The sequence below is a fragment of the Legionella genomosp. 1 genome, assembly GCF_900640215.1.
GTDB lineage: Bacteria > Pseudomonadota > Gammaproteobacteria > Legionellales > Legionellaceae > Legionella_C > Legionella_C quinlivanii_A.
The window spans coordinates 75,669-98,581 of record NZ_CAAAJH010000008.1 but is presented as its reverse complement, the minus strand read 5'-3'; the positions used below and the strand labels follow the sequence as shown (position 1 = coordinate 98,581).

The following is a 22,913-nucleotide window of genomic DNA, read 5'->3' as shown; positions in this document are numbered from 1 at the left end:
TTAATAAGGGATTTAAAAATTAATCTGGCTATTACTTCCCTGATTTATAAAATGAGCCTAATTGATTTATCATTGCTGCTTTATTAGAAACATCCAAAGCATCCATCCAGGGCATGTAATTGTTACTTGTATCTAAATAAGTGACCGTTCTTTGCCCCATCAATGCTTTTAATTCTTTCAATAAATTGGAGCCAATCCCTTTAAATCGATGTACAGGATTTACAAACAGACAATTAATAAATACTTCCGATTCAAAATCCGTAAATAAGACAACGCCTGCAATGTTACTTTTTATTCTGGCAATAATCGCATATTTATAATTTTCCGGCTTAAGGATATACGCGGCTAAGTCGGCAGGTGTTATTAAAATTCGATTAGCCTTGATGAACGCAGCTATTTCATCAAAATCTTCAATGCGAGACAAGGAGTAACTTACTCTTGCTTTATAATTCAAATACGTGTCATCAAAAAACATAAATTGCAAAATAATCGCCCAGATGCATATATTTAAATGCATCGCTTGCCAAATGTACAGAACAATGATTCAACAGATCGCATATCATAAGCGATATAAAAATTAAAATTTTGGCAAAACAATAAACAATGCCTCCCTTGCCAAATTAAATTAATTTTCATTGAATTACCTTCAAGCTAATATATTGGCTATAAATTTGATAACAGAATCTATCCGCAGTTATCAAATACCGATTAAGTAAAATCCCTATCTTGAGCAGCTCAGTTATTAATGAATTCCATAAGATCCAAATAAACACCATTAGTCCATCCAAACCCAATTTCATTGCTAGTATAACTATATTTAATTGTATTAATGGTCTGAATATCTTGCGTTTCGACATTATATTTCTCAAACAGGGTTTGGTTTTTCTGATAACACTTATGGATGGTATCAACAAATCTTTTAGCGAGATCTCTAGCGTCTTTTTTGAATCCGTAACGCTTTAAGCCATGCACGGCAAAATAATGAAGTGGAGCCCAGCCAAATGGAGCATCCCATTGAGTTCCCACATCTCTAGTACTTGTTCTTAATCCTCCTTTGGCCAATAATAGAGGTAAATTTCTATGAACTGCAGACGCCTGCTTTTCCGAGGAAACCCCTGCCCATAGAGGATAAAAAGTAGTAGCGTAAACATAGTGACTAAATGTTTTCGATTTAAAATTATAATCGAAATATAATCCTTTTTCATCATCCCATAAATATTGATTAATTAATTGAGCACGTTTCTTCGCTCGATTTTTCCAAATTTCAGCTCTTTTTTTCTTATTTAGAATAGAATAAATAAGGCTTGCATCTTCCTCCATTTTATAGAGCAGTGTATTCAAATCAACCGGAACAAAATCTAAAATACCTGCGCCAAAAGGGCCAAACTTTGCTGTAATATCAAAACCTGACTCTCTCAGAGAACGATCTGAAACATAGAATAAATCCGTTAATGCATGTTTCTCTTGATCATAATAAAGAAAACGATCGGGTAAAGAATTAGTTTTAAAAAAATCCAGGACTTTCTGATAGTACTCTTCAGACTCCTCTGGACAGGCGCCTATACCGCTGGCATAGAATCTTGACAAACCTATTTCAGGGAGGAGATGTGGCGGCGTCACCCAATACCGATGAAGTTTTTCAATAGCAGGCAGTGTAGTTGCAAGCCATTTTTTGTCTTTTGTAGTCTGGTAATAAGCCAGAATCATTTCAGTAAGCAATGGAGGATTTGAACGCTCTAAATAATAGGTTCTATTCGCGTTTAAAATAGTTCCATAATGATTTATTTCATAAATCAGATTATTAACCATATTGCCAGCAAGCTGTATTTGCTTATCATGCAATAATCCTAATACTATAAAAAACTGTCCCATCCATACATTTCATTAAACCGCCCACCCGGCACTACATACGCATAGGGCAAATAAAGCAGGCCATGATCGCGAATTAATTTCGGATCCTCTGGCAAATATCTGATTTCGATTAAATTATTGTCTGCCAGTCCAGGTTTGATTGCCTGCGTGATCGTGTCAATATTTTCGTCTTTTGGAATATAGAGTATTATTTTTTGTGCTGTTAACTTGGTATCGTATACTGAATCATGAAGATTTTGGCTATTTCGTGCTAAAATTTGCCAACTACTGTTGATATAATGTTCAATTGAAAGTACCGAAGAACTTGCTCCAAGCCAACTGGAAACCAATTGACATCCTAATAAAACTAATGATATTGACATCACTTTTACTAGTCTCATTTTTTTCCTTTTTATTATTTATTTGAGATTTCTACTCCTAAAGAAAATTCTGGTGCGCAATTCGATATTGTAATTATTAATATCTTTGGGTACCAACATATTATTTTGCATTAGTTTTTCAGGCAGATGCAACCCACATTATACGATTGGACCAGGAATTTAAACCACCATGCTTATTTCGTTTCGTAAACTTGACGAGCTATAGATTAATCCCACATCATAACAACAGAAAACACTGCAATTGACAGGAGGTCAGAGATGCATGCTTTTTGGAAAAGTCGGTTCAGCGATAAGCACCATGAACCTGATGAGGAATTATTTATTGTCAATAATGTACCTTGCAAAAGAGAGAGTTGTGCCACATTAGTTAAAAGGCTATTACGCGCCAATGACACCATCGAGCTGGAAAAAAAGAAATTTATCAAAGAATCTGCAGGAGAAATCGAAAGAGGCAAATACTCTTTTAGTCTTAATATCTCAAGTAATTTAATCAATAAAACTTTGAACAGCCAGCAGTATCCGGAATTAATCAGATTGACAGTGGAAGCATTAGACAGCGGGCTCAGCGCCGAACTGGATTATGGTAATAATTTTGAACAGTTTAATGATCATATCAAAGCGTTTTATGACTTTACAGTAAGTCATCAGCTAGAGAAAGACTGTGTACTTTCTGATGAAATCAAGAGTTTTGTGGTGGCTTATTGCTGCCTGCAAGCTGACAGCATGGTTTTTACTCTCTCAAGAGCAATACCAAAAGAAGGAGACGTTTATTTTCAAAAATATGGCGATCGATGCTTTCCTCGATTATGTTCAAGGCGCTCTTTTGATAAGGAAGTGAGCAATCTGGAGGATGCTAAAGACTTTGCTCATTTCCTTTTACAGGAAATTCCTTTGTGGAAAAAAAACATTGAAACCAATAACCATCTGATACCAGACGCTGCTAGAAATGCCTTAACGACTGCGAACGACATGGAGAAGTTGGCAAAAAAATATTCAGTGATATTTTCTGATCAAATGATGAAAGAAGAAGAGCATAATGCAGGCATGAAGCTCGACTGATAAAAATGAAGACAGCACTCCTCTTTTTATGATTCACTCAAGCTGAAATCTTTTCAAGGGAAGGCTTGTCTTCTTTTCAAGCAGCACTGCGCCATCTGCAAATCATTTAGAAACTCATTACTCATCAAATAATTATATTCATGAATACGTGATTGGAACAGAGGATCTTCTGGATCTGTGGAAACCATTCCAGGATGGCACATAATTAGCCCCTGACAAGTGCTTTGCCGCAAGAATTGTTGGAAATAATGCCGATAATGTTTTGCTTTCGAAAAGTTATAACTGCCAGAAAAACTGGTATGAGTCGCAATTTGTTGAATTTGTAATTGCTTGTAAAAATACTGCCCCCCAAATAAAGTAATTATTTGCTGTTTAATAAAATGTGGTGCAATAAAAGCAGCCTGCCAGTTCACATGGCTATGCCGGCAATAACTGGATAGCTTTCGCTTGCGGTAGACAGCAAGAAAGGCATCTCTCACCAGGGGAAATTGCTGACAATGCTGATGTCCATCAATAAAATCGGGCTGCCTCCCTATCGTTTCAATAAAGCAATCCAGCTGCGCATTGATTTCCGCCTGCACCCGGTTAATATCAAGCTTTCTCATATAGCTCTGAAGAAAAAGCCAGCCCAAGCCTCTAAAATTATGGCCATATTGATGGCGCCATGTCTGACTTAAGGCATGACCAAAGCTAAGATTCAGATGCAAACCCAGATACACTTCATTGCAGCTCTGCTTTAAAGAAGCCGCAGAATGCGTCCAGTGCCCGGAATTGACCATACAGCTAATGACATTAATTCTCCCGCTGGCAGCCAATCGCCTAATCCCTTCAGAAATAGCCTCATTTTGTCCATAATCATCGGCACATAAGAGTATTTCCCTAAAACCCATGCTCAATTGTCTCCTGGGTTATTTCCTCTTTGATGTAATAAAGCGGCCGATTTTTAGTTTCCACCAAAATGCGGCTGATATATTCGGAAATTATCGCCAGAAACAGGAACAATACGGAAAACAAAATCGATATAAAGAAAAGGATGGAAACAAGCCCTTCGCTGCCGGAAGGATTGAATAATTTGCCTATTAATGTAAATCCTGCATAAACCATCATGGCAAGACTAATCAGAAAAGACAAAACCGACATGGCACGCAAGGGACGTGCAGAGAAAGAAATAATGGAGTCTAAAGATAAATTGATTAATTTCTTTAAGTTGTATTTACTGGTTCCTCCCTGCCGTGGCGGACAGTGGAAAGGAATCGTTGCCGTTTTAAATCCGACATAGGCAAAAAGCATCAGTAAGTGACGATTACTTTCCTTCATTTTTTTCAGGGAGTCGACCACTTTACGGCTTAGCAGACGAAAATTTCCAGTGTCCTCCTGCATATCAAAACCGGTCATTTTACTGGTGAGCCGATAAAATATTTTCGCCAGAAAACGCTTTAAGCGAGGTTCATGTGCTCGATTGACACGCCGGGCACAGACTACATCGTAACCTTCAGCTGCTTTCGCCATCATCTCAGGTATCAACTCGGGTGGATGCTGGAGATCAGTATCCATTAAAATCACATAGTCGCCAACGGCATGATCCAGACCAGCTGTTGAGGCTATTTCATGCCCATAATTGCGCGAAAATGCAAGCAGACGAATATTTTTATTGCTTTTGATAAAGGGAGCGCAACAGGCCAAACTGCGATCAGTTGACCCATCGTCAACCAGAATGACTTCATAGTCAGTAAAATGGCGTTGTAACACAGCCAGCGTTTTTTTAAGGAATCTCTCAATGATTGCTTCTTCATTATACATCGGAGCAATCACAGAAATTTTGTCATGAAAAATCATAGTACTAACAGCCGCCGACTCTATACTAAATCAACCCAGAGTGACTTTATAATGGTCAGCGCAATTTGAGATTGCGCTTCATCGCCCTGTGTTTGCCATAATACTCCAAGGTAGACAAAGCAAACAAGGCTGGCCACAGCCACTGAAAGAAGAACACGATGGTGACTTTCCGCCTTTTTCTCAGGACGCAGTAAAAGAGCTAAAACCAGCATCATGGCCAATAATAATGCAGTCAGTAATATAATTCCTGAAACACTTTGAGGCAGCCAATGGAAAAAGGAGAATACTGACAGAGGAAAATACCCATCCCTGAACATTGGAAATACCAGCTCAAACAGAGCGTTATGGATAAAATCAGGAATGTAGTCAATAAAACTCAGCAAACCAGTAACCAACATGGAGATGATACACAAGCCGCTGGCAACTCCCAAATAGAAGAGTCTCTGCCTGTCCCTTAAATCTTGCAGTAACTGGGCAATCGGCAATAGCATAAAGATCACCAGCGGCGTAATATGGCGTGGTCCCGTGGACCATCCCCAGCCATCGTAAGAAAAAGACGCCGTAAAATAGCTGTAACTAAGAAATGTGATAATGGTGAACCCAAAAAGAGCACGGTCATTAGCGGGCATTCGTTTGATTTGTTTCCACTGAATATAAAGTCCCGGGAATGCCAGAAGAAGAAAAGGCGCTAAAACAAATAAGCCACGCAACGGCGAAAAGAATGAATTCAGAAGCGCCTCGCCATTAGGAAGAAAAACGCCGCCCACACCACTGCCATGAACCGAGCGATAAGCCGGTTCGACAATGTGGCTATAGCCGCTCTCGAATGGGCTGCCAAAGCAAAACCAGTGATAAGCCATTAACATCGCCAAAAATGGAGCAGCTCCCAGACTTACCAGCACCGCGATGTGAAACAACTTATAGAAACCTTCCTTTACTGTATTCATACTCGTCAGGCAACTGAGTGTTGCATAAAACAAAATCGCCACCAGGCCAAACCCCGCAGGATACTCCGCCATCAGCGCCGCCCCGCCCGCCATTCCTGCAATCAGAACTCCTTTAAGCGGCCATTCATTGCGTAAATAACGCCATAAAGCGTAAAAAGCCAGGAAAAGCAGATTGGCTGCAGTCTGATGGCTCATAAATTGTAAAGAGTAGCTAAAGGCCAGTGTGCCCAAAGCGTAAGTGGCCACTACTGCGCTAGTCACGGGCGCAGACACATAGCTTAGAAGAAAGCGGTAAAGTAAAATCAATATACCAAGCGTTGGTAAAATAGTAACAAACAAACGGGCCCAGTAAACCAGCACTGAGAAGTCCATCTCCTGCTCTGCAAAGTAGATTTTTTTTAACACTTCATAGACAGGAACCGCAGCGATTCCCAGCAGAGGAGCCTTGGTTGAGTAATAATGGCCATCATGAAAAGACAAATCGCCTACCGTTCCATACTGCTTTATCACCTCATTGATGCTCAGCTTATGATGATCAACAATGGCAATTGTTTCGGCGAGGCGGGATATCTCATTAGGCGGAGCCCATTTAGGTAAATAGGGAAATGTAAAAAGGTACAGCCCGCAAACCAGAACAAACAACATCCGAATTTGTAACGACATTTATTCTTCCTGATAATGGATAGTTTCTGCTAACTATTTAGCCCACAACGTGCTGATATAATATACCATTTTTTGATTTTCCTGCTCATTAAATTGTAATAGCCAGAGTCCCGTAAAATATATAAAACCCAGAAGACCAATGATCATCATCGTTGTTTTTAAGTCCACCTCAGATCCCTTCAAAAAGCAGCGAATCACCGAGTAAGCGGCGAGAACCAGTAAAAAAAACAATAAAATCCCTGATAGGGGATTGGATAAAATCCCAATCCAGTCAAGCACATTGGGTGGCAGATAACCGCTAGTAAACAAGGGAATAACTAAACCAAATAAAGCATTATCCCCAATTAAAGGGATGTAATTGATAAAACTTAGCATTCCTACGTTCAGAATCGATAACGCACATAAAGCAATTGCTATTGCGAACCATCGGGAGCCGGACTGCCGTAAGTGCTCTAAAAACATAGCAACCGGCAATAGAAGAAATACAACCAGGGGCGTCAGATGACGCGGTCCTGTAGCCATTTGCCAGGATTCATAAGAAAAAGAGGAGGTGAAATAGGTATACAAAAATAATAACAGGACCGTAAACCATAGCAGTGCCTGCTCTTTTGTACCGTTCACTTGCCGTCTTAGTAGCAGGATTCCCGGCAGTGCTAACAAAAGAAAAGGCGACAGGGTGAACAATCCACAAAGGGGCGAAAAAAACGAGCCTGCAAAGGCTGTCAGGTCCGGCAATCGGATTCCCAGAAATCCGCCCCTGTGAAATTCCCGAGATGCGATATCGACAAGATGCTGATATCCGGAGTCAAACGGTCCAGCGAAACACGTTGCATGATAGATCATCAGCCCTGCCAGGAGGGGGAATGAACCGATCACAATACAGCCGAACCTTTTTAATTCGTTCATCCAGCATAAATCAGTTGCCTTTAAGCGAGCGAACATTAAATAACCCGCTATTCCAAGAATACCTAAAACGCTTGTATATTCTGTCATCAGTGCGGCACCGCAAGCTAACCCACTTAGCAGCAAAGCTTTCATTGAACCTGAGCGCAAGTGATACCAGATGCAGTAGAAAGCCAGAAAAAGAAAAGTGGCAGCCAATTGATGGCTCATAAACAATAGGGAATAACTAAAAGCGAGAGATCCCAAGGCATAAGTCGTGACCACCCCTTCTGCAATAACAGCGGATACATAATGCAGTAGAAAGCGTCGCAGGAGCAATATCAATCCTAACGTAGGTAAAAGCGTTACAAAAACACGAGCCCAGTACACCAGAGTCACTTCATCATCACTGGAGCTGATGGATTTGAGAGCCCCGTAAACAGGAACCGCAGCAAAAGATAGGAATGGTGCCTTGCTGGGATAATAAAATCCCTCATAAAAAGACAGATCGCCGAGCATCCCATGAGTTTTAAGGACTTCATTCACGCTCAGCTTGTGATTATCCACAATTGCGATGGCTTGCCAGAGCCGGCATAGTTCATTGGGTGAGCGCATATTGGGGTGATAGGAAAACGGCAGGAAGTAAAGCAGGACAATAAAAAAATACAAAACACGAAATCCTGTCAGACTTGATTCATGCAACACGCCGCCACCCAGGCACTTCTTCTCGAACGCCTTCAATGGTTCTGCAATCAACTCCGGTGAACAACCCATTCAACCATCTTCCTGCACAGAATAGCCTTCAGTCCGGACGAACACCTAAGCCGCGCCCTGAATATTGACTCCAATACTACCAGCCGGTATTTGCGGAGGAATGGCCGCAGCAATCCAGCTAATACCTCCATCAACTGTATGATAAGCCAGAGCAGTATTGTTGCCATTAGTTCCCAGCGCAACACAATGTATTCCGTCGGCATAGCAAGCTACATCATTCAGTACTGATAGTGAGACTACATTTCCTCCGAAAAAGCTTGAAGCTGTCCAGCTAGCACCGCCATTGGAGGTGGTAAAGCCTACAGGAATGGAGGATGATCCGGATATTGTTTGTGTGCCCACCGTACTACATAATTGACCTGTAACATCACAGGAAACCCCATTTAATACAATGCCTGCTATTAGAGGAAGCGTCAAACTGTTCCAGGAAGTTCCACCGTCAACAGTCAGGAATGCCATTGGGAAATTATCAGTCCCCATTCCGGAGGGTTGAATACTAAAGCCCGCGGCTATGCAGCGCATGGCACTGGTATCACAGGCAATGCTGTTAAGCTGTCCGTTAGATGGAAATATATTGGCGCTGCTCCATGTTGCAGCGCCGTCCAGCGTAACATAACTCACCGGACTTATCGTCGTGCTGGGAGTCACCGCCTGCGAACTACCCACCGCAATACAGTGGAGCCCGGTGGCCGCGTCGCAGGCAACGCCATTTAAACCATCCAGATTATTGCTTGCAATCGCCTGAGTGGCCGTTTGATTCCAGTCATCTCCCCCATTGATCGAGCTTAAGCTCAAAGGCGCTGTGGTCAGGGGATTAATCTGGGGAGCGTATTTACCCACTGTCAGACAATCAATGATCTGACCATCGCAGGCCGGGCTTGAGAGAATGTACCCCGTCCCGGGCGGCGTAGTATTAAATGCTGAGGGTTGCCATATATCGGCAGTGGCTGGAGAAACATAGTAGCCCATCGAGGCACTGCTAGTATTCATCGAATTACCTATCTGACCTACGGCGACACAAGTCTGCCCAGGCAGATCACAGGCGACATCCTCCAGAGAAGTGAGCAGTAAAACAGAATCATTCACCGGTATCAGTCCTCCCCCTGTCCAGGTATTTCCATTGTCGGAGGAACTGTAGGCAACGGGTGCAGCTATACCTCCCACAAGCCGTCGTCCAACAGCTCTGAAGGTCTTTACAAAACTGCTGCAGCTTACCACTACATTAGTGACCGCCGTGTTGCTAATTGTACCTATGCCATTGCTGACTGTACAAATCTGTGTCGCAGGCTGCGCTCGCACTGTAACCGCATAGGGAGTTCCTGCCGACAATACCGCCGGGAAGGTAAACAGGCCATTGGCATTAATGAACAATGGGTCGCTGCCATTGTTTTGCAATACCAGCGAGCTGCCGCTAGCCAAACCATTCACGTTCCCGCCCACAGTCAGTGCTTGCGGGGGAACTGGAGGTGGCGGAGGAGGCGGTGTGTTATTATTTTTCAGGGTAATTCTTACCGGATTCAGGTTACTCACGGAAAAAATACAATATCCATTCGCTATGAGGCGACACTCCAGACCCAGATTGGCAAGGCTAAATCCGGGGGTATTAATTTTAATACCGGCAGAAGGATACAGATGATTAGGAACGGTCGTGGCGATACTCAGACTCAAAGCCGAAACATTATAATTCTGGCAAGACAAAGGAGCGACGCCATTTAGACAAAGAGTAATATTAACAGTGGCAGTTTCGCCACTGGCCGCTATATTAAAAAATAACCCGGGAATTGCCAGGCAGCTCTGGCTACACAAACCTGCTATTAGAAAACCAATCAGCGTCAATACTTTCTTCATTTCATAGTCCTGATGAGATTAAAGAGTCACTGCACAAACGATCGCATTGGCATGGCCATGACCCGTATTTAAGGTATTTAATAATTGATCAGTTAGTCGGTTGAATCGTCCCTGCCCGAGATAAAAATACCGATATCCGCATTCCAGAGGCAGCTGACCAAACACGTTATTCCATTTGATACCAACTCCCGCCATTGCACTCAACACTGTACTGGTTCGTCCTGAGAAAGCATAATCAGGCAAGGTGATACCACCATCAAGAGAGGTCTCGTTAAAACGGCTGGTTTTGTTGAAATTTGGCCCTACTCCGGCATCAAGGGTGAGTGCATAGTTGTCGCTAAAACTGGTAATATCCGTTTTGGCAGCCAGATAGACAGGCCAATTACTGACTGAATAACGATAGGCCAGATTCGTAAATAATTGCTCCTGTGTGACAATCCCGCTCACTGAAGTACGCGAAAAGTAAACTGTATTCACACCCACAGAAACATTGAACTGTTCGCGCTCAAGCGCGTTGAAGTAGATACCAAGACCGGCAAGCCCTTTAAAGCGGGAATGATCGCTTACCGAAAAATGATCCCCCACCAGATCGACAATGTTAATATCCTGCGCACGCCCGAATGAGGGCCAGAAACCGCCAGCCTGAATTATTACCTTAGGATGGTAAGAGGAAGAAGGAGGTACTGAACTGCCCATATTGCCGGCAATTGCGCCATGAAAGGAACTCATCAGGCAAATGCTCAATAAGCAATGAAAAATTTTTTTTACAGCCATTCATGATCTCCCTATACTCAGCAAACAGCAATATATCAAAGCAATCTCCGATATTGAAGAGAAATAATATTAATTCTGTTTTGTATTCCGAATAGAATGAGGAAGCTTGAATAAATAACGAAAATAATTAAGAAATGCCAAACCTGTATACGTTACCGGAATATATTTGAATCCCCTTTTTATCAAAAAGAGGGTAACCCTGGCGGCAAAATCAGCACTCATAAAACCTCTTCCCATAGACGAAGTAAAGCGGGAATAAATCATATGCCGATACAAAATATCCTGTTCATGGAAATAAACGCGAGCCGCCCTGGCAAAATTTCGTTTGGAGCTCGCATAGTCTTTTATCTTTTTTCTTCCAAAGCAAGGCTGTATTTCAATCTCTGAACCAACCGCCCATACTTCCGCAGGGTAAAGCGCAGGCAATTTTACCTGTTTATACAGTTCAATTATTGCAATAAATGAATCACAGTTTGCTTGCTGGGCAAATTGATATTTTGAGCCATGACAAAGCACCAGGATATCAGCAGTCTTTAGCAGAGGCACTATTTTTTCATAATCTTCATAGTGGTAGTCGACTCCAAAACGCGGTGTAGTCACTAATGCCCCGGCTTTCTCGAGCTGCTGTTTAAGTGCGCTCCCCAAAGCACCACTGGCCCCGGTTAACATAATTTTTTTTCTGGCAATCTGACAGCCGCTTCCCAGAAAATAATCGATTAACCGGCTCACTGAACCGAAATATTTCTCCGGAAAAACATGGTGCAAGGCATGATACTCAGGTGTTACCAATAAACCATTTGAACAGGCAGGCAGACGCTTTACCGGCGAATGATTTCTATCCACCCCTCTCCTGTATACGGACAAAAGAAAAAACCATGCTTCAATAACTATGGTGCTAAAAACAGCCGAGGCTGAAAAAAAGAAGAGGCAAAATAAGCAAGCGATAATCTGAATGAGAAACTCAGGTATTGCATGATAAATTAAATTGTCAGGCCATAAATTGGCATTGATTTCCAGTCGCGAATTTAAAAACTGATGATGTACAAGATGCCATCGCCCTATTCGCCTCAATACGCTGTTAGTGGATTTCAGGCATAAATGAAAGACTACATGGATAAAATCAAAAAAAAGCGTGCTCAGACCGACGATAATCAGCACTTGAATAGCATATTCGAGCAAAAGCAGACCTTTAAGCATTTTGATGGTCAGGTATGGAGAAAGACGCGGCTAATATAGTATAAATACTGTTTTGCAGAAACTATTAAAGCTACACAATAATTATGAGCATTCGATCGGCCGTAATCATCATTCCGACGTTCAATGAATCCGCAACCATTGAAAAAACACTCCATCAGGTTTTCCAGTCAGTATCAAGCTCTGCGCTGATTTTTTATGTTTTGGTTTTTGACAGTGGCTCGATAGACCAAACCAGGGAAATCGTGCTGCGACTGCAAAGCATTTATCCTCGCCTTTATTTGAAGACAGAACCCTGCAAAACAGGACTGGGCTCAGCGTATATGCAAGCAATGCGTTATGCACTGAGCGACATAGGGGCGGACATAATAATTGAGTTTGATGCCGATCTTTCTCACCAGCCTCATTATTTGCTGCCTATGATTGAGCAGTTAGCGGTTTATGATGTAGTTGTAGGAAGCCGCTATGTTGCCGGCGGCAGTATTCCGTCTGGCTGGAGCTGGTACAGACGACTCTTATCCAAAGCAGGAAACTGGTTATGTCAGACCGTATTGACCAGCAAATACAAAGACTTTACCAGTGGCTTTCGGGTTAGCCGCTCGCATGTATTAAACAAGGCTCTGCCCAGGCAATTTATCTCCAATAATTTTGCCTATAAGCTGGAATTATTTTGGTCCCTGCATAAAACGCAGGCCAAAATCATGGAGTATCCTATTGATTTTATTGATAGGTCAAAGGGAAGAAGCAAGCTCCCTGCTAACAGTATTCTCGACAGTTTGCGGGTTTTATTCATCCTGCTGGTCACCCCTCGATGAATGATATCCTTGGTAAAAACCAAATAATACTTTAAACAATTACCAGGAAAATTGTCGCTTTAGATACACACTTTTCAGCGGCAATGTTTATAATTTATAAATTAGAATCTGAACACGGAGTACCGTATGCTTCTCAGAACCTATCAGCTCACTGAAATGCAAATGGATGCATTGACTGATCTCAAAAACAGATGCAAGGCCATTGATGGCGGACTGCCAAGTTTCTACCCGCATATCCTGAGGCAGAAACGAGAAACAGCCAATAATATCCTGTATTATGTCGATAACCGACTGGTTGCTTTTTTAAGCACCTACTTTTTTTATGAGGATGCTTGCGAAGTGAGTGTACTGGTAGAGCCAGATTCTCGCCGCCAGGGCTTGGCCAGCAAATTGCTTTTTAATATTTTGCCGCTTCTCCAGTCAAAAAAAATGAAGCGTCTTATTTTTTCAATGGGGCATAAGTTCAATGACTCATGGCTTGGTCCTCTGGGATTTAACTATCAGCAGAGCGATTATCACATGCTAAGACAAAGTTATGAGCCCATCCTTGTAAACCATTCCACGCTTTCTTTTAGAAAAGCGGTTTTTGATGACGCCGAATTATTGTGCGAAATTGACAATTCCGCCTTTAAAATGGATGTTCCCAGTAATGTTGAGCGCTTTATTCAGATAATGAATGATCCGGATTACAGCATCTATCTGGCAATAAAGGACGAGCAGCCAATCGGCAAAGCGCATATTCACTGGCAAAATGAAAAAGCCACTTTTTCGGACATTGCCATTTTACCGGAATTCCAGGGACAGGGGCTCGGAAGCACCCTTCTGGCTTATTGCATTAACAAGGCGTTGATGCAGGAAATATACAAACTAACGCTTGACGTTGAAACCACTAATCAAAACGCATTAAATCTCTATCTGCGGCATGATTTTAAAATCGCCAGCGTTTTTGATTATTGGGTCATTAATATAGAAAAGATACAGACTTTACTGGAAAGAGGTCATTTCAGCGACGATTCCTGCTGATTTCGAGAATTCAGCTTGACAGATTTTCAACGGCCACTTTAGTATTGCCTTTTACGCTTATGGATAGCGCCTAAGGGTGTGGCATGAAAAAACGTGTGGTCATTACGGGGATGGATCTTGTCTCCTCTATAGGTTGTGGTTTAGACGCTTTTTGGGAGGCTGCAGTGGCAGGCCGCTGTGGTATTCGGCGGATTCAGCATTACGATCCCAGCCCATACCCCACCCAGATTGGGGGAGAAGTGACTGATTTGTCACTGGATCATCTGCCCCAGTTTGACAAAAGCAAACGTTATCCACGCGCAGCGCAGTATGCCCTCTATTGCGCTCACCATGCTATTGAGCGCGCAGGGCTCACGCCTGAGGAATTATCTCTTGCCGGTACATTTATAGGCACCAGTGTAGGCGGTACGCCGGAATTGGAAAGCGCTTATGAAGCCTTTTATAAAGAAAGCTGGAGAAAAATACCTGCTTTGAGCGTTATTCGCGGCATGCCCAATTCCATTGCCAATTTTGTGGCAATCGCTTTTGGTCTTGGCGGCCCAAATTCCACTATTTCCAATGCCTGTGTGTCCTCGGCGGAAGCCATTGGCACTGCTTATCAGCACATTGCACATGGCAGGCTTGCGCTTGCTTTGTGTGGCGGAACCGAATCGCTGTTATGGGAATCGATTATGGCAGCCTGGTGCAAGCTGCGAGTCATGTCAACCCAAAATGACCAACCTCATTTATCATGCCGGCCTTTTGATAAAGACCGGGATGGCATGGTGATGGCCGATGGCGCCGGTATTCTGGTTCTCGAAGAATTGCAACACGCCAAGGCACGAGGCGCCACCATCTATGCGGAAATTATTGGTTTTGGCGCCAGTTGTGATGCCTACCATGTAACTGCTCCGCATACAAAAGGGCAAACCCGGGCGATTGAAACAGCACTTGCCGATGCCAGATTATCAGTAGGTGATGTGCAATATATCAATGCACATGGCACAGGAACCCAGTTAAATGACCTGACCGAAACTGAAACCATCAAAGCAGTTTTTGGTGAACGAGCCTATGAAATCCCTATCACTGCCCAAAAGGCAATGACGGGACACGCCATCGGTGCAGCCGGAGCAATGGAAATTATCGCAACCACCCTGAGCCTGCAGCAGGATATTCTTTTGCCCACTATTAACCTTCACAATACGGACCCGGCCTGTGATTTGGATTATGTGGCAAACCAGGCGCGTCCCAAACGCATTGATATCGCCCTCTCGAACCATTTTGCGTTTGGTGGAGCCAATGCAGCCCTCTTGTTAAGAAGAGCCTATTGATGTCCTTAGCCTCTACAGCTTAGAGGCTAATCTCAAACAATCCACCAGAGCCATGTCTGCCGCCAAATTCGGTCACTCCGTAAAGCTTGTCGGCAGCCAGGCATAATCCCGAGCCAGGATTCATTGGTTGTCCATTAGCGCCTGTAAAAACATGCAGTACTTCAAACCGTGATTTGGGCTCTTCCAGGTCTAATTTGAAGATGGTTCCATAATTGGACTTGGTCGAACCAAAATAATTGGTCGCGCCAAAAAGTGTTTTACCATCCGGGCTAAGAATTAAAGCTTGCGGATGGATCCCGTCATGAACGCTAAACTCATGCAAAACGCTGGACGAACAGGATTCATCGGATAAATCAATCTTGAAAATGATTCCTGAATTATTCCAGTGGCTGGTCTTATAAGCAATCCCATAAATAGCCTGCGTTTTTTCATTTAAGATAATTTTTTCAGGAATACCGCCATTTCGAGAGCCTGCTTCATTGTTGCAATCAAACGAATGTAAATGCTTAAAATGGGGTTCACTTGAATCAGCATTCTCTATCTTAAACAGACTGCCGCATTTTTTACTGCCGCCCAAGCTGGTAATTCCATATAAGTCATGGCCATTCTGACTTAGTGCCAGGCTTGCAGCCGGTGCCGAACCGTTTTCATCTTCCTGACCTTTGAAGGCATGAATGACTTCATAGGCAGGCTGCAAGGAATTATCAAGACTGATTCGATAAATAACACCGGAAGTAGAGCGTGGCTCATTCGCAAGCCCTCCAGATTCAGCGGCACCGTAAAGAAACTGCTCATCAGGGCTTAAGACTAACCCGCCTTTCAAATCATAGCCTTCTGCATAGCGTGTTTCGATGTCGGCCTCATGGAGAACTTGAAAGAAATGCCCATCGGTGCTCATTTTAAAAACATCGCCCTGTAAAAAGCCATTGCGCACTCCATAAAGAAATTGCTGTTGCTTATCCAGCGTCAATTCCCCGGTGAAGTTTAAACGCGCCCCGTCGCGCTGTTTACCTGCTTCCTGCAATATCCCCAGTTCATCCTTCGCAGATTTCAGTTTGAATTGATAGATAAAGGAATCTGTATGACCATACAAGGTTTGATCCTTGCTGATGATTAAGGCATTTTGCGGGGCGCTGCCCAGGTAATAGTCAAAAGAATACAACATCGAGAACGGATATTCCTGACTAATCGCACTACCCCCGTGTAAAAACAAAAATAAACTAGCCCATTGAATCACAGCACATCTCATAAGAATTCCTGGAATACAGTGAAGAATCTAAGTCATAGATCCTAAACATTTTTTTTTTCAAGATATAGAGCTTATAAGATATTTAGACAAGATCTTTGAATTCCGACCTGTTCAGTAAAAAAACCCTCTCTCTAACTCTCTCCCAGGGGGAGAGAGGACTTTAAGGAAGATTCCTTTTAAGAGAAAATCCCCTCTCCCAAGTTGTGAGAGAGGGCCACTGCCATTAAGTTAAGCTCAATTGTATATTAAAGTGTCATCCCCGCGAAAGGCGGGGATCCATCTCTGAGCTTGCCACAATGCCGACTGAGGAATAGATTCCCGCCTTTCGCGGGAATGACAGAAGTCCTTAACTATGGCAGTGAGGGCCAGGGTGAGGGTTAATTATAAACCCCCTTCTGCCTGGCTATTTTTGAATAGTAATGCTTTCAATCACCACAGGAGTGACCGGTTTATCCTGTGAATCGGTCGCCGTCTGACTGATCTTGTCAGCGACGTCTTGTCCTGCTGTGACCTGGCCGAATACATTGTAACCGCCTTGCAGAGTGGGAGTTGGTGCAACGGTAATAAAAAATTGACTGCCATTCGTATTTGGGCCGGCATTAGCCATTGCCAGTACACCTGGCTTGTCAAAACTGGCATTGGTGTTTTCATTATCAAACTGATAGCCAGGCCCACCGGTGCCGTTGCCAAGGGGATCACCACCCTGGATCATAAAACCGGCAATCACGCGATGGAAGGTTAATCCATCATAAAAAGGTCGTTTGACCATTTCACCGGTTTTGGGATCTTTAAATTCTTTTGTACCGGTTGCCAATCCTACAAAATTAGCGACGGTGTTGGGTGCCTGTTCTGAAAATAATTCGCAGGTAATGGTTCCCTGAGAGGTTTTAATAATCGCAGTTTCTGCATGTGCGGATAGTATGCCTGCCATTAAAGTCAATCCGGCAAATAAGGACACGGTGTTCTTCATAAAAAATCTCCCTGTGTTGCATGTGTTTTAAGATGCAGGGTTTAAATCAACCCGCTCTGTTTCGATTAGCAAATATTGTTTCGATAAATCACTCAAAACCTTACTCCCATTCTCGCTGATAAAACAATTGAGTCAACGGCTTTCTTTGGCGCAGCCTTTTTTCTTGCTCCATATCTCCCGTTCAACTAATTAAAATTTGTGCAGACTAGCCAGTTCTACAGCCAAAAAATGAGAAGTCAGCAGAACTTAAAATCTAAACCACGACAAAACTCTGCAATAGCGTTATAATTCCAAACATTTTGCGTGATTGGTAGAATAATCAATGAATGTTACGTTGTCAGAGTTAGCTCAAAAGCTGAATGGTACTGTTTTGGGTGATATGACTATTCCAATATCTCAGCTATCACCTATTGATAATATCATCCCTGGCGCTCTGGTTTTTGCTGAAGGAAAAGACAACCTCTATCTTGCCGAGCAATCGGAAGCTGCTGCCGTTTTAGTTAACCGGCAGACCAGCAGTGCATCCAAGACATTGCTGCAGGTCGATAATCCGTTAAAAGCCTTTATTGAGCTAATCCATTTGTTTTATCCTGCGCCCAGATTACAAGCCAGTATCCACTCAAGCGCTGTCATTGATAAAACAGCGGTTATCGGGAAAGATGTGGTGATTGGGCCGTTTGTAGTAGTAGGCGCGGGCTCAGTGATTGGCGATCGCTCTATCCTTAAAAGCCATGTTCATGTAGGGCAATCAGTAAAAATAGGTACTGATACCGTAATTCATCCTCAAGTCACTATTTACGATCACTCCGTAGTGGGCAATCGAGTAAGCATCCATGCTTCAACAGTGATTGGGTCTGATGGTTTCGGCTATACTTTTACAGATGGCGAGCACCTTAAGATTCCCCATGTCGGCAATGTAATTATTGAAGACGATGTCGAAATTGGCGCCAACTCGGTGGTTGACAGAGCGACACTTGGCTCGACGGTAGTGGGTAAAGGAAGCAAAATTGATAATTTGGTTCAGGTTGCCCATTCAGTTAAACTTGGAAAAAACAATATCCTTTGTGCGTTTACTGGCATTGCCGGCAGCACTATCAGCGGAAATAATGTAATTTTTGCGGCTAACGTCGGCGTTAGCGATCACGTGCGCATTGACGATGGGGTAATCCTTGCCGCCAGAGCAGGCGTTCCACCGCGAAAACATTTAAAGCAGGGTAATATATATCTTGGTAATCCTGCCCGTCCCAAGGATAAAGCCATTGAGCAGGAACTGTCGGTCACTCGAATACCAATCATGCGTAAAAATCTTAAGGCGCTTAGTGAAAAAGTAAATGCATTAGATGAGCGGCTTAACCAATATGAGAACAACGATGAATGATCCTTTAATTCTTGTCGATGGATCTTCCTATTTTTTTCGAGCATTCCATGCTCTTCCACCTTTGACAAATTCCAAAGGCCTGCCCACCGGCGCGGTTTACGGTGTGGCGAATATGATTAAGCGTTTGTTGAAAGACTATCCCAGTTCGCAGTTTGCGGTAGTCTTTGACGCCAAAGGCAAAACATTTCGCGATGACTGGTATCCGGAATATAAGGCGCACCGAGCGCCGATGCCTAATGATCTGTATTGCCAGTTTGATCCGCTGTGCAGCCTTCTTGAAGCGATGGGCATCCCGATGCTGACCATTGAGGGGGTTGAAGCGGATGATGTGATTGGCACTCTGGCCCGATTGGCCACCGAGCAGAATATTTCCGTTATTGTTTCGACCAGCGATAAAGACATGGCGCAATTAGTCAATGCCAACGTGACCCTGGTGAACACCATGACTGGACAGATCCTGGATATCGAGGGAGTTAAGGCCAAATTCGGAGTGACTCCTGAGCAAATCATTGATTATCTTACCCTCATCGGCGATAGCATTGATAATGTTCCAGGGGTGAATAAATGCGGACCAAAGACAGCGGTAAAATGGCTTGAGCAATTTAAGACCCTGGATAACCTCATTGCTCAGGCTGACAGCATAAGCGGCAAAATTGGCGAAAATTTAAGAGAGAGCCTGGCTCATCTGCCTTTGTCCAAGCGCCTGGTAACCATTAAAACAGATGTTGAATTACCGGTGGTGTTAAGCGATTTGCGCATTGTCAAAGCAAATGATAGCCGTTTAATCGAATTAATACGGGAACTGGAATTCAAAGGCTGGCTGAAAGAACTGCTTCAACAAAGCGAAGCCAATGCAATGGAGAGTGGTGAGGAAAGCCTTAAACCCAATTTTGAGATTATTACCTCTGAAGAAAAACTCAAAGCCTTGTTAGGCCAACTGGCTAATTGCAAACGATTTTGTATTAATACAGAAACAAAAACAAATCAATTCATTAATGCAGAAATTACGGGCATTTCCATTGCAATCGAGGCCTCGGATGCGGTTTATATACCGATTGCCCACCAGGAGAGCGGTACACAATTATCACTGCAAAGCGTTCTTGCAGGTTTGAAGCCCATTTTGGAAAACCCGCTGATTGCCAAACTTGGACATAATCTGAAAGAGGATTATACGATTTTTAAGCACTATGGTATTACCCTGCAAGGCATTGCCTTTGATACCATGCTTGAATCCTATATTTTAAACAGCTCAGCCGGAACTCATGATCTGGATTCGCTGTCTCTTAAATTTCTTGGTCACAAGCCGCTTGGTCTTGAAGCGATTGCTGGAAAAGGCGCCCGGCAATTGAGTTTTGATTTAATTCCAATTGAAAAAGCAGCTTACTATGCCGCGGAAAATGCCAGCTTGAATTTAAAACTCCATGAAATCCTTTACGGAATGATGGATCAGCCGCTTAGAAGCGTTTTCAACGAAATTGAAATCCCCTTGCTCACCGTGCTGGCAGATATCGAGAGAAAAGGCGTTTTAATTGACACCCATGCCTTGGCTGAGCATGGCTTACGTTTAAAGGCACGTATTCTTGAATTGGAGACCGAGGCTATTGCCATTGCAGGAAGCCCTTTTAATCTTAACTCGCCCAAGCAATTGCAGGAAATATTATTTGAGCAGTTGAAACTGCCTGCCATCAGTAAAACCCCAACCGGCCAACCCTCAACAGCGGAGGCCGTTTTACAGGAATTGGCTTACGATTATCGCCTGCCAGCCATAATTCTTGAATACCGCAGTTTAAGTAAACTGGTGTCCACTTATATTGATGCCCTGCCTAAATGGATTAATGCAGACAGCGGACGTGTGCATACTTCTTATAATCAGGCCGTGGCTGCAACCGGTCGCCTATCGTCAAGTGATCCTAATTTACAGAATATTCCTATCCGTAATGAAGAAGGCCGGCTTATCCGAACTGCCTTCATTGCGCCTCCTGACCATGTGATCCTCGCTGCCGATTATTCGCAAATTGAATTAAGAATCATGGCGCATTTGTCCCAGGATGATAGTCTGTTAACCGCCTTTGCCAATAATTGGGACATTCATAATGCCACTGCCAGTGAAATTTTCCAGGTGCCGCTGGATGAAGTAACCCAGGAACAGCGCCGTCGTACCAAGGCGGTCAATTTTGGCTTGATTTATGGCATGTCGTCTTTCGGTCTCGCCAAACAATTAGGTATTGATCGGCAGGATGCGCAATATTATATGGATTGCTATTTTAAACGGTATCCCGGTGTTCTCGAATACATGGAAAGGACGCGTCGTCTCGCGCATCAGCAAGGCTATGTTGAAACCCTCTTTGGCCGACGGCTTCATCTTCAGGAAATCAACTCCAGAAACCTCACCCGCCAGCGGGCAGCAGAACGTATCGCCATTAATGCACCCATGCAGGGAACCGCCGCTGATATTATTAAAAAAGCAATGCTGGCTATTATCCAATGGCAAAATGACACCGCCAATACTGATTTTCAGATGATCATGCAAGTTCATGACGAACTGGTCTTTGAGGTCAGGGAGGAATGCATCGAATCCGCCCGGGAAACTATCTGTACCCTGATGGAAAATGTGGTTTCCTTATCTGTTCCTTTAAAAGTTTCCGCCGGTGTGGGGAAAAATTGGGGCGAGGCGCATTAATCGCCTGTAATGACAATTTAAAAGCGCAGGCGTATAATTTTGCAATTACCTGCCTTTTGAGTTGCCAAATGAGTCTATTTTCTACTAAAAACAAATTATCCCATTCGAAAATAGCAGCCTTTGCGAAGGCATTCGATGCCTGGATGGATGGTAACCGTCACTCCAACCAATCGCATATCGATTTATTGTTCAAATGGCTGGATAGCCATGAACATACCAAATTAGTAAAAAGACACCGCGATTTTTTAGCCTTGGCACAGGAAGTAGCGGCATTAGGCTATTCAACGGCTATGGATGTGCCAATTTCCGAAGAAGATTTTGCAAACAGGAAAATTGCTGATTCTTTTGAGCGCTGGCTTGCGAAGAATAATCAGCCGCTGATGACGAGTGCAGATTATTTATTAACCTGGATAAAGGAAGGAGATGGTGCAGAGTATATCAGGGATCGGCAACACTTTCTGCAATTAGTCCAGACATTAGCTAGAAGAGGTTATAAACATTCATTAGACCTCCCTACTGCAGCAGCTGATTTTGAGAAGATTTATAACTCAAGAACTCCATTTTTCGTAATAGCGAAGCAGTTGCTCATAAATCATATAAAGCAGTATACAAAAAAACATCAGGCGGCGAATGTCAGTATGTCTAATGCATTCTTTTTAACGCCTGATCATAAGCTATCATCAACTAAACTGGAATTGGCTGTCGATTTAATACGCGAGCTTAGACATTTGACTAGTATGGGTGATGATAAAGTGCATCTGAAGATACTACAAAACCTGCTGACAAAATATGAGGCAATGTCACAAGCATATAATGGCGATGTTAATCGTCATCGCGGTAGTTTTGAACAAAATATGGATGCAGCCAGATCATTAATAGGGAAATTTTATGACAAATTGCAGTCTGCACAATTACAATTATTGAATGTTCCCTGTAGTAGCGACCCTCTTAATCAGCTTCGCTACCAAACGGCTCAGTACTTTGCAAAAAAACTCGAGGTAGCTCCCAAACAGGATTTCCTGATTCGCCAGCTTTCTTCTAAAGATCTTTCTGCAGAGAAAGAGAAGTATGTGATACAGGCTTTACAAGAATGCGAAGAAGCCGTTAGGGCAAGTGCTAGAGGTGGTAATGACTCGGAATATTTAGCAAAAGAGAAAATAACTCGATTGCAGCAGCTCATTCTTGGAAAAGATCAGGCAGCTCTCAGTGAAATGCCATTGATAAACTGTCTCTTACCAAAATATGGCATGAGTTTCTAA

The 22,913-nt window shown here is 43.2% G+C and carries 18 protein-coding genes and 1 pseudogene; 7 read left to right on the top strand and 12 right to left on the bottom strand.

Going from position 1 to position 22,913, the window contains the following annotated elements; all coding sequences use genetic code 11:
* Window positions 1–31: 31 nt before the first annotated feature.
* Complete coding sequence (locus E1O89_RS09350; RefSeq protein ID WP_133139970.1) at window positions 32–475, bottom strand: GNAT family N-acetyltransferase; 444 nt, start codon at window positions 473–475, stop codon at window positions 32–34.
* A gap of 260 nt (window positions 476–735) precedes the next feature.
* A pseudogene (locus E1O89_RS09345) lies at window positions 736–2,234 on the bottom strand (trehalase family glycosidase).
* Between the two features lie 276 nt (window positions 2,235–2,510).
* On the opposite strand from E1O89_RS09345, the gene E1O89_RS09340 reads away from it, so the two are divergent.
* Window positions 2,511–3,311: a hypothetical protein gene (locus tag E1O89_RS09340; RefSeq protein WP_133139933.1), complete on the top strand. Its 801-nt coding sequence runs from the start codon at window positions 2,511–2,513 to the stop codon at window positions 3,309–3,311.
* A gap of 53 nt (window positions 3,312–3,364) precedes the next feature.
* Here the strand turns inward: E1O89_RS09340 and E1O89_RS09335 are convergent, their stop codons facing one another.
* The 8 genes from E1O89_RS09335 to E1O89_RS15790 form a co-directional block, all read right to left on the bottom strand.
* Complete coding sequence (locus E1O89_RS09335) at window positions 3,365–4,201, bottom strand: ChbG/HpnK family deacetylase (RefSeq protein ID WP_133139932.1); 837 nt, start codon at window positions 4,199–4,201, stop codon at window positions 3,365–3,367.
* A complete protein-coding gene (locus E1O89_RS09330) occupies window positions 4,191–5,147 on the bottom strand; it encodes a glycosyltransferase family 2 protein (protein WP_133139931.1) in 957 nt (318 codons plus the stop codon). The genes E1O89_RS09335 and E1O89_RS09330 overlap by 11 nt, the downstream gene beginning before the upstream one ends.
* Before the next feature lie 20 nt (window positions 5,148–5,167).
* Window positions 5,168–6,757: a hypothetical protein gene (locus E1O89_RS09325; RefSeq protein ID WP_133139930.1), complete on the bottom strand. Its 1,590-nt coding sequence runs from the start codon at window positions 6,755–6,757 to the stop codon at window positions 5,168–5,170.
* Between the two features lie 33 nt (window positions 6,758–6,790).
* A complete protein-coding gene (locus E1O89_RS09320) occupies window positions 6,791–8,413 on the bottom strand; it encodes a hypothetical protein (protein ID WP_133139929.1) in 1,623 nt (540 codons plus the stop codon).
* A 45-nt stretch (window positions 8,414–8,458) separates the two neighbouring features.
* Window positions 8,459–10,261, bottom strand: a complete 1,803-nt coding sequence (locus tag E1O89_RS09315) for a WD40/YVTN/BNR-like repeat-containing protein (protein WP_133139928.1) — start codon at window positions 10,259–10,261, stop codon at window positions 8,459–8,461.
* Window positions 10,262–10,279: 18 nt separating this feature from the next.
* Window positions 10,280–11,035: a hypothetical protein gene (locus E1O89_RS09310; protein WP_133139927.1), complete on the bottom strand. Its 756-nt coding sequence runs from the start codon at window positions 11,033–11,035 to the stop codon at window positions 10,280–10,282.
* A 69-nt stretch (window positions 11,036–11,104) separates the two neighbouring features.
* Complete coding sequence (locus E1O89_RS09305; protein WP_133139926.1) at window positions 11,105–12,232, bottom strand: sterol desaturase family protein; 1,128 nt, start codon at window positions 12,230–12,232, stop codon at window positions 11,105–11,107.
* 8 nt (window positions 12,233–12,240) lie between these two features.
* A complete protein-coding gene (locus tag E1O89_RS15790) occupies window positions 12,241–12,357 on the bottom strand; it encodes a hypothetical protein (RefSeq protein WP_410054767.1) in 117 nt (38 codons plus the stop codon).
* Here E1O89_RS15790 and E1O89_RS09300 point away from each other — a divergent pair.
* The 3 genes from E1O89_RS09300 (at window position 12,316) to E1O89_RS09290 (ending at window position 15,377) form a co-directional block, all read left to right on the top strand.
* Window positions 12,316–13,044, top strand: a complete 729-nt coding sequence (locus E1O89_RS09300) for a polyprenol monophosphomannose synthase (protein ID WP_133139925.1) — start codon at window positions 12,316–12,318, stop codon at window positions 13,042–13,044. The genes E1O89_RS15790 and E1O89_RS09300 overlap by 42 nt on opposite strands.
* Before the next feature lie 126 nt (window positions 13,045–13,170).
* Window positions 13,171–14,067, top strand: a complete 897-nt coding sequence (locus tag E1O89_RS09295; protein WP_133139924.1) for a GNAT family N-acetyltransferase — start codon at window positions 13,171–13,173, stop codon at window positions 14,065–14,067.
* An 83-nt stretch (window positions 14,068–14,150) separates the two neighbouring features.
* On the top strand, window positions 14,151–15,377 hold the full coding sequence (locus E1O89_RS09290; protein WP_133139923.1) for a beta-ketoacyl-[acyl-carrier-protein] synthase family protein: 1,227 nt from the start codon (window positions 14,151–14,153) through the stop codon (window positions 15,375–15,377).
* A 19-nt stretch (window positions 15,378–15,396) separates the two neighbouring features.
* On the opposite strand, the gene E1O89_RS09285 is transcribed toward E1O89_RS09290, so the two are convergent.
* Together E1O89_RS09285 and E1O89_RS09280 are read right to left on the bottom strand one after the other, a co-directional pair.
* Window positions 15,397–16,626, bottom strand: coding sequence for a choice-of-anchor tandem repeat GloVer-containing protein (locus E1O89_RS09285; protein ID WP_133139922.1), 1,230 nt, complete (start codon window positions 16,624–16,626; stop codon window positions 15,397–15,399).
* A gap of 403 nt (window positions 16,627–17,029) precedes the next feature.
* Window positions 17,030–17,596, bottom strand: coding sequence for a peptidylprolyl isomerase (locus E1O89_RS09280; protein WP_133139921.1), 567 nt, complete (start codon window positions 17,594–17,596; stop codon window positions 17,030–17,032).
* Window positions 17,597–17,918: 322 nt separating this feature from the next.
* On the opposite strand from E1O89_RS09280, the gene lpxD reads away from it, so the two are divergent.
* The 3 genes from lpxD to E1O89_RS09265 all read left to right on the top strand — a co-directional run bounded on the left by lpxD (window position 17,919) and on the right by E1O89_RS09265 (window position 22,913).
* Entirely contained in the window at window positions 17,919–18,974 is a 1,056-nt protein-coding gene (gene lpxD / locus E1O89_RS09275; RefSeq protein ID WP_133139920.1) for a UDP-3-O-(3-hydroxymyristoyl)glucosamine N-acyltransferase, read from the top strand.
* Window positions 18,967–21,654: a DNA polymerase I gene (gene polA, locus E1O89_RS09270; RefSeq protein WP_133139919.1), complete on the top strand. Its 2,688-nt coding sequence runs from the start codon at window positions 18,967–18,969 to the stop codon at window positions 21,652–21,654. Before lpxD ends, polA begins: the two co-directional genes overlap by 8 nt.
* A gap of 68 nt (window positions 21,655–21,722) precedes the next feature.
* The gene (locus E1O89_RS09265; RefSeq protein WP_133139918.1) at window positions 21,723–22,913 is read left to right on the top strand and encodes a hypothetical protein; all 1,191 of its coding nucleotides are present in this window, start codon (window positions 21,723–21,725) and stop codon (window positions 22,911–22,913) included.

Bases quoted from the DNA above. Each gene is read 5' to 3' on its own strand.
- E1O89_RS09350 (WP_133139970.1), bottom strand. From the start codon at position 475: ATGTTTTTTGATGACACGTATTTGAATTATAAAGCAAGAGTAAGTTAC.
- E1O89_RS09340 (WP_133139933.1), top strand. From the start codon at position 2,511: ATGCATGCTTTTTGGAAAAGTCGGTTCAGCGATAAGCACCATGAACCT.
- E1O89_RS09335 (WP_133139932.1), bottom strand. From the start codon at position 4,201: ATGGGTTTTAGGGAAATACTCTTATGTGCCGATGATTATGGACAAAAT.
- E1O89_RS09330 (WP_133139931.1), bottom strand. From the start codon at position 5,147: ATGATTTTTCATGACAAAATTTCTGTGATTGCTCCGATGTATAATGAA.
- E1O89_RS09325 (WP_133139930.1), bottom strand. From the start codon at position 6,757: ATGTCGTTACAAATTCGGATGTTGTTTGTTCTGGTTTGCGGGCTGTAC.
- E1O89_RS09320 (WP_133139929.1), bottom strand. From the start codon at position 8,413: ATGGGTTGTTCACCGGAGTTGATTGCAGAACCATTGAAGGCGTTCGAG.
- E1O89_RS09315 (WP_133139928.1), bottom strand. From the start codon at position 10,261: ATGAAGAAAGTATTGACGCTGATTGGTTTTCTAATAGCAGGTTTGTGT.
- E1O89_RS09310 (WP_133139927.1), bottom strand. From the start codon at position 11,035: ATGGCTGTAAAAAAAATTTTTCATTGCTTATTGAGCATTTGCCTGATG.
- E1O89_RS09305 (WP_133139926.1), bottom strand. From the start codon at position 12,232: ATGCTTAAAGGTCTGCTTTTGCTCGAATATGCTATTCAAGTGCTGATT.
- E1O89_RS09300 (WP_133139925.1), top strand. From the start codon at position 12,316: ATGAGCATTCGATCGGCCGTAATCATCATTCCGACGTTCAATGAATCC.
- E1O89_RS09295 (WP_133139924.1), top strand. From the start codon at position 13,171: ATGCTTCTCAGAACCTATCAGCTCACTGAAATGCAAATGGATGCATTG.
- E1O89_RS09290 (WP_133139923.1), top strand. From the start codon at position 14,151: ATGAAAAAACGTGTGGTCATTACGGGGATGGATCTTGTCTCCTCTATA.
- E1O89_RS09285 (WP_133139922.1), bottom strand. From the start codon at position 16,626: ATGAGATGTGCTGTGATTCAATGGGCTAGTTTATTTTTGTTTTTACAC.
- E1O89_RS09280 (WP_133139921.1), bottom strand. From the start codon at position 17,596: ATGAAGAACACCGTGTCCTTATTTGCCGGATTGACTTTAATGGCAGGC.
- lpxD (WP_133139920.1), top strand. From the start codon at position 17,919: ATGAATGTTACGTTGTCAGAGTTAGCTCAAAAGCTGAATGGTACTGTT.
- polA (WP_133139919.1), top strand. From the start codon at position 18,967: ATGAATGATCCTTTAATTCTTGTCGATGGATCTTCCTATTTTTTTCGA.
- E1O89_RS09265 (WP_133139918.1), top strand. From the start codon at position 21,723: ATGAGTCTATTTTCTACTAAAAACAAATTATCCCATTCGAAAATAGCA.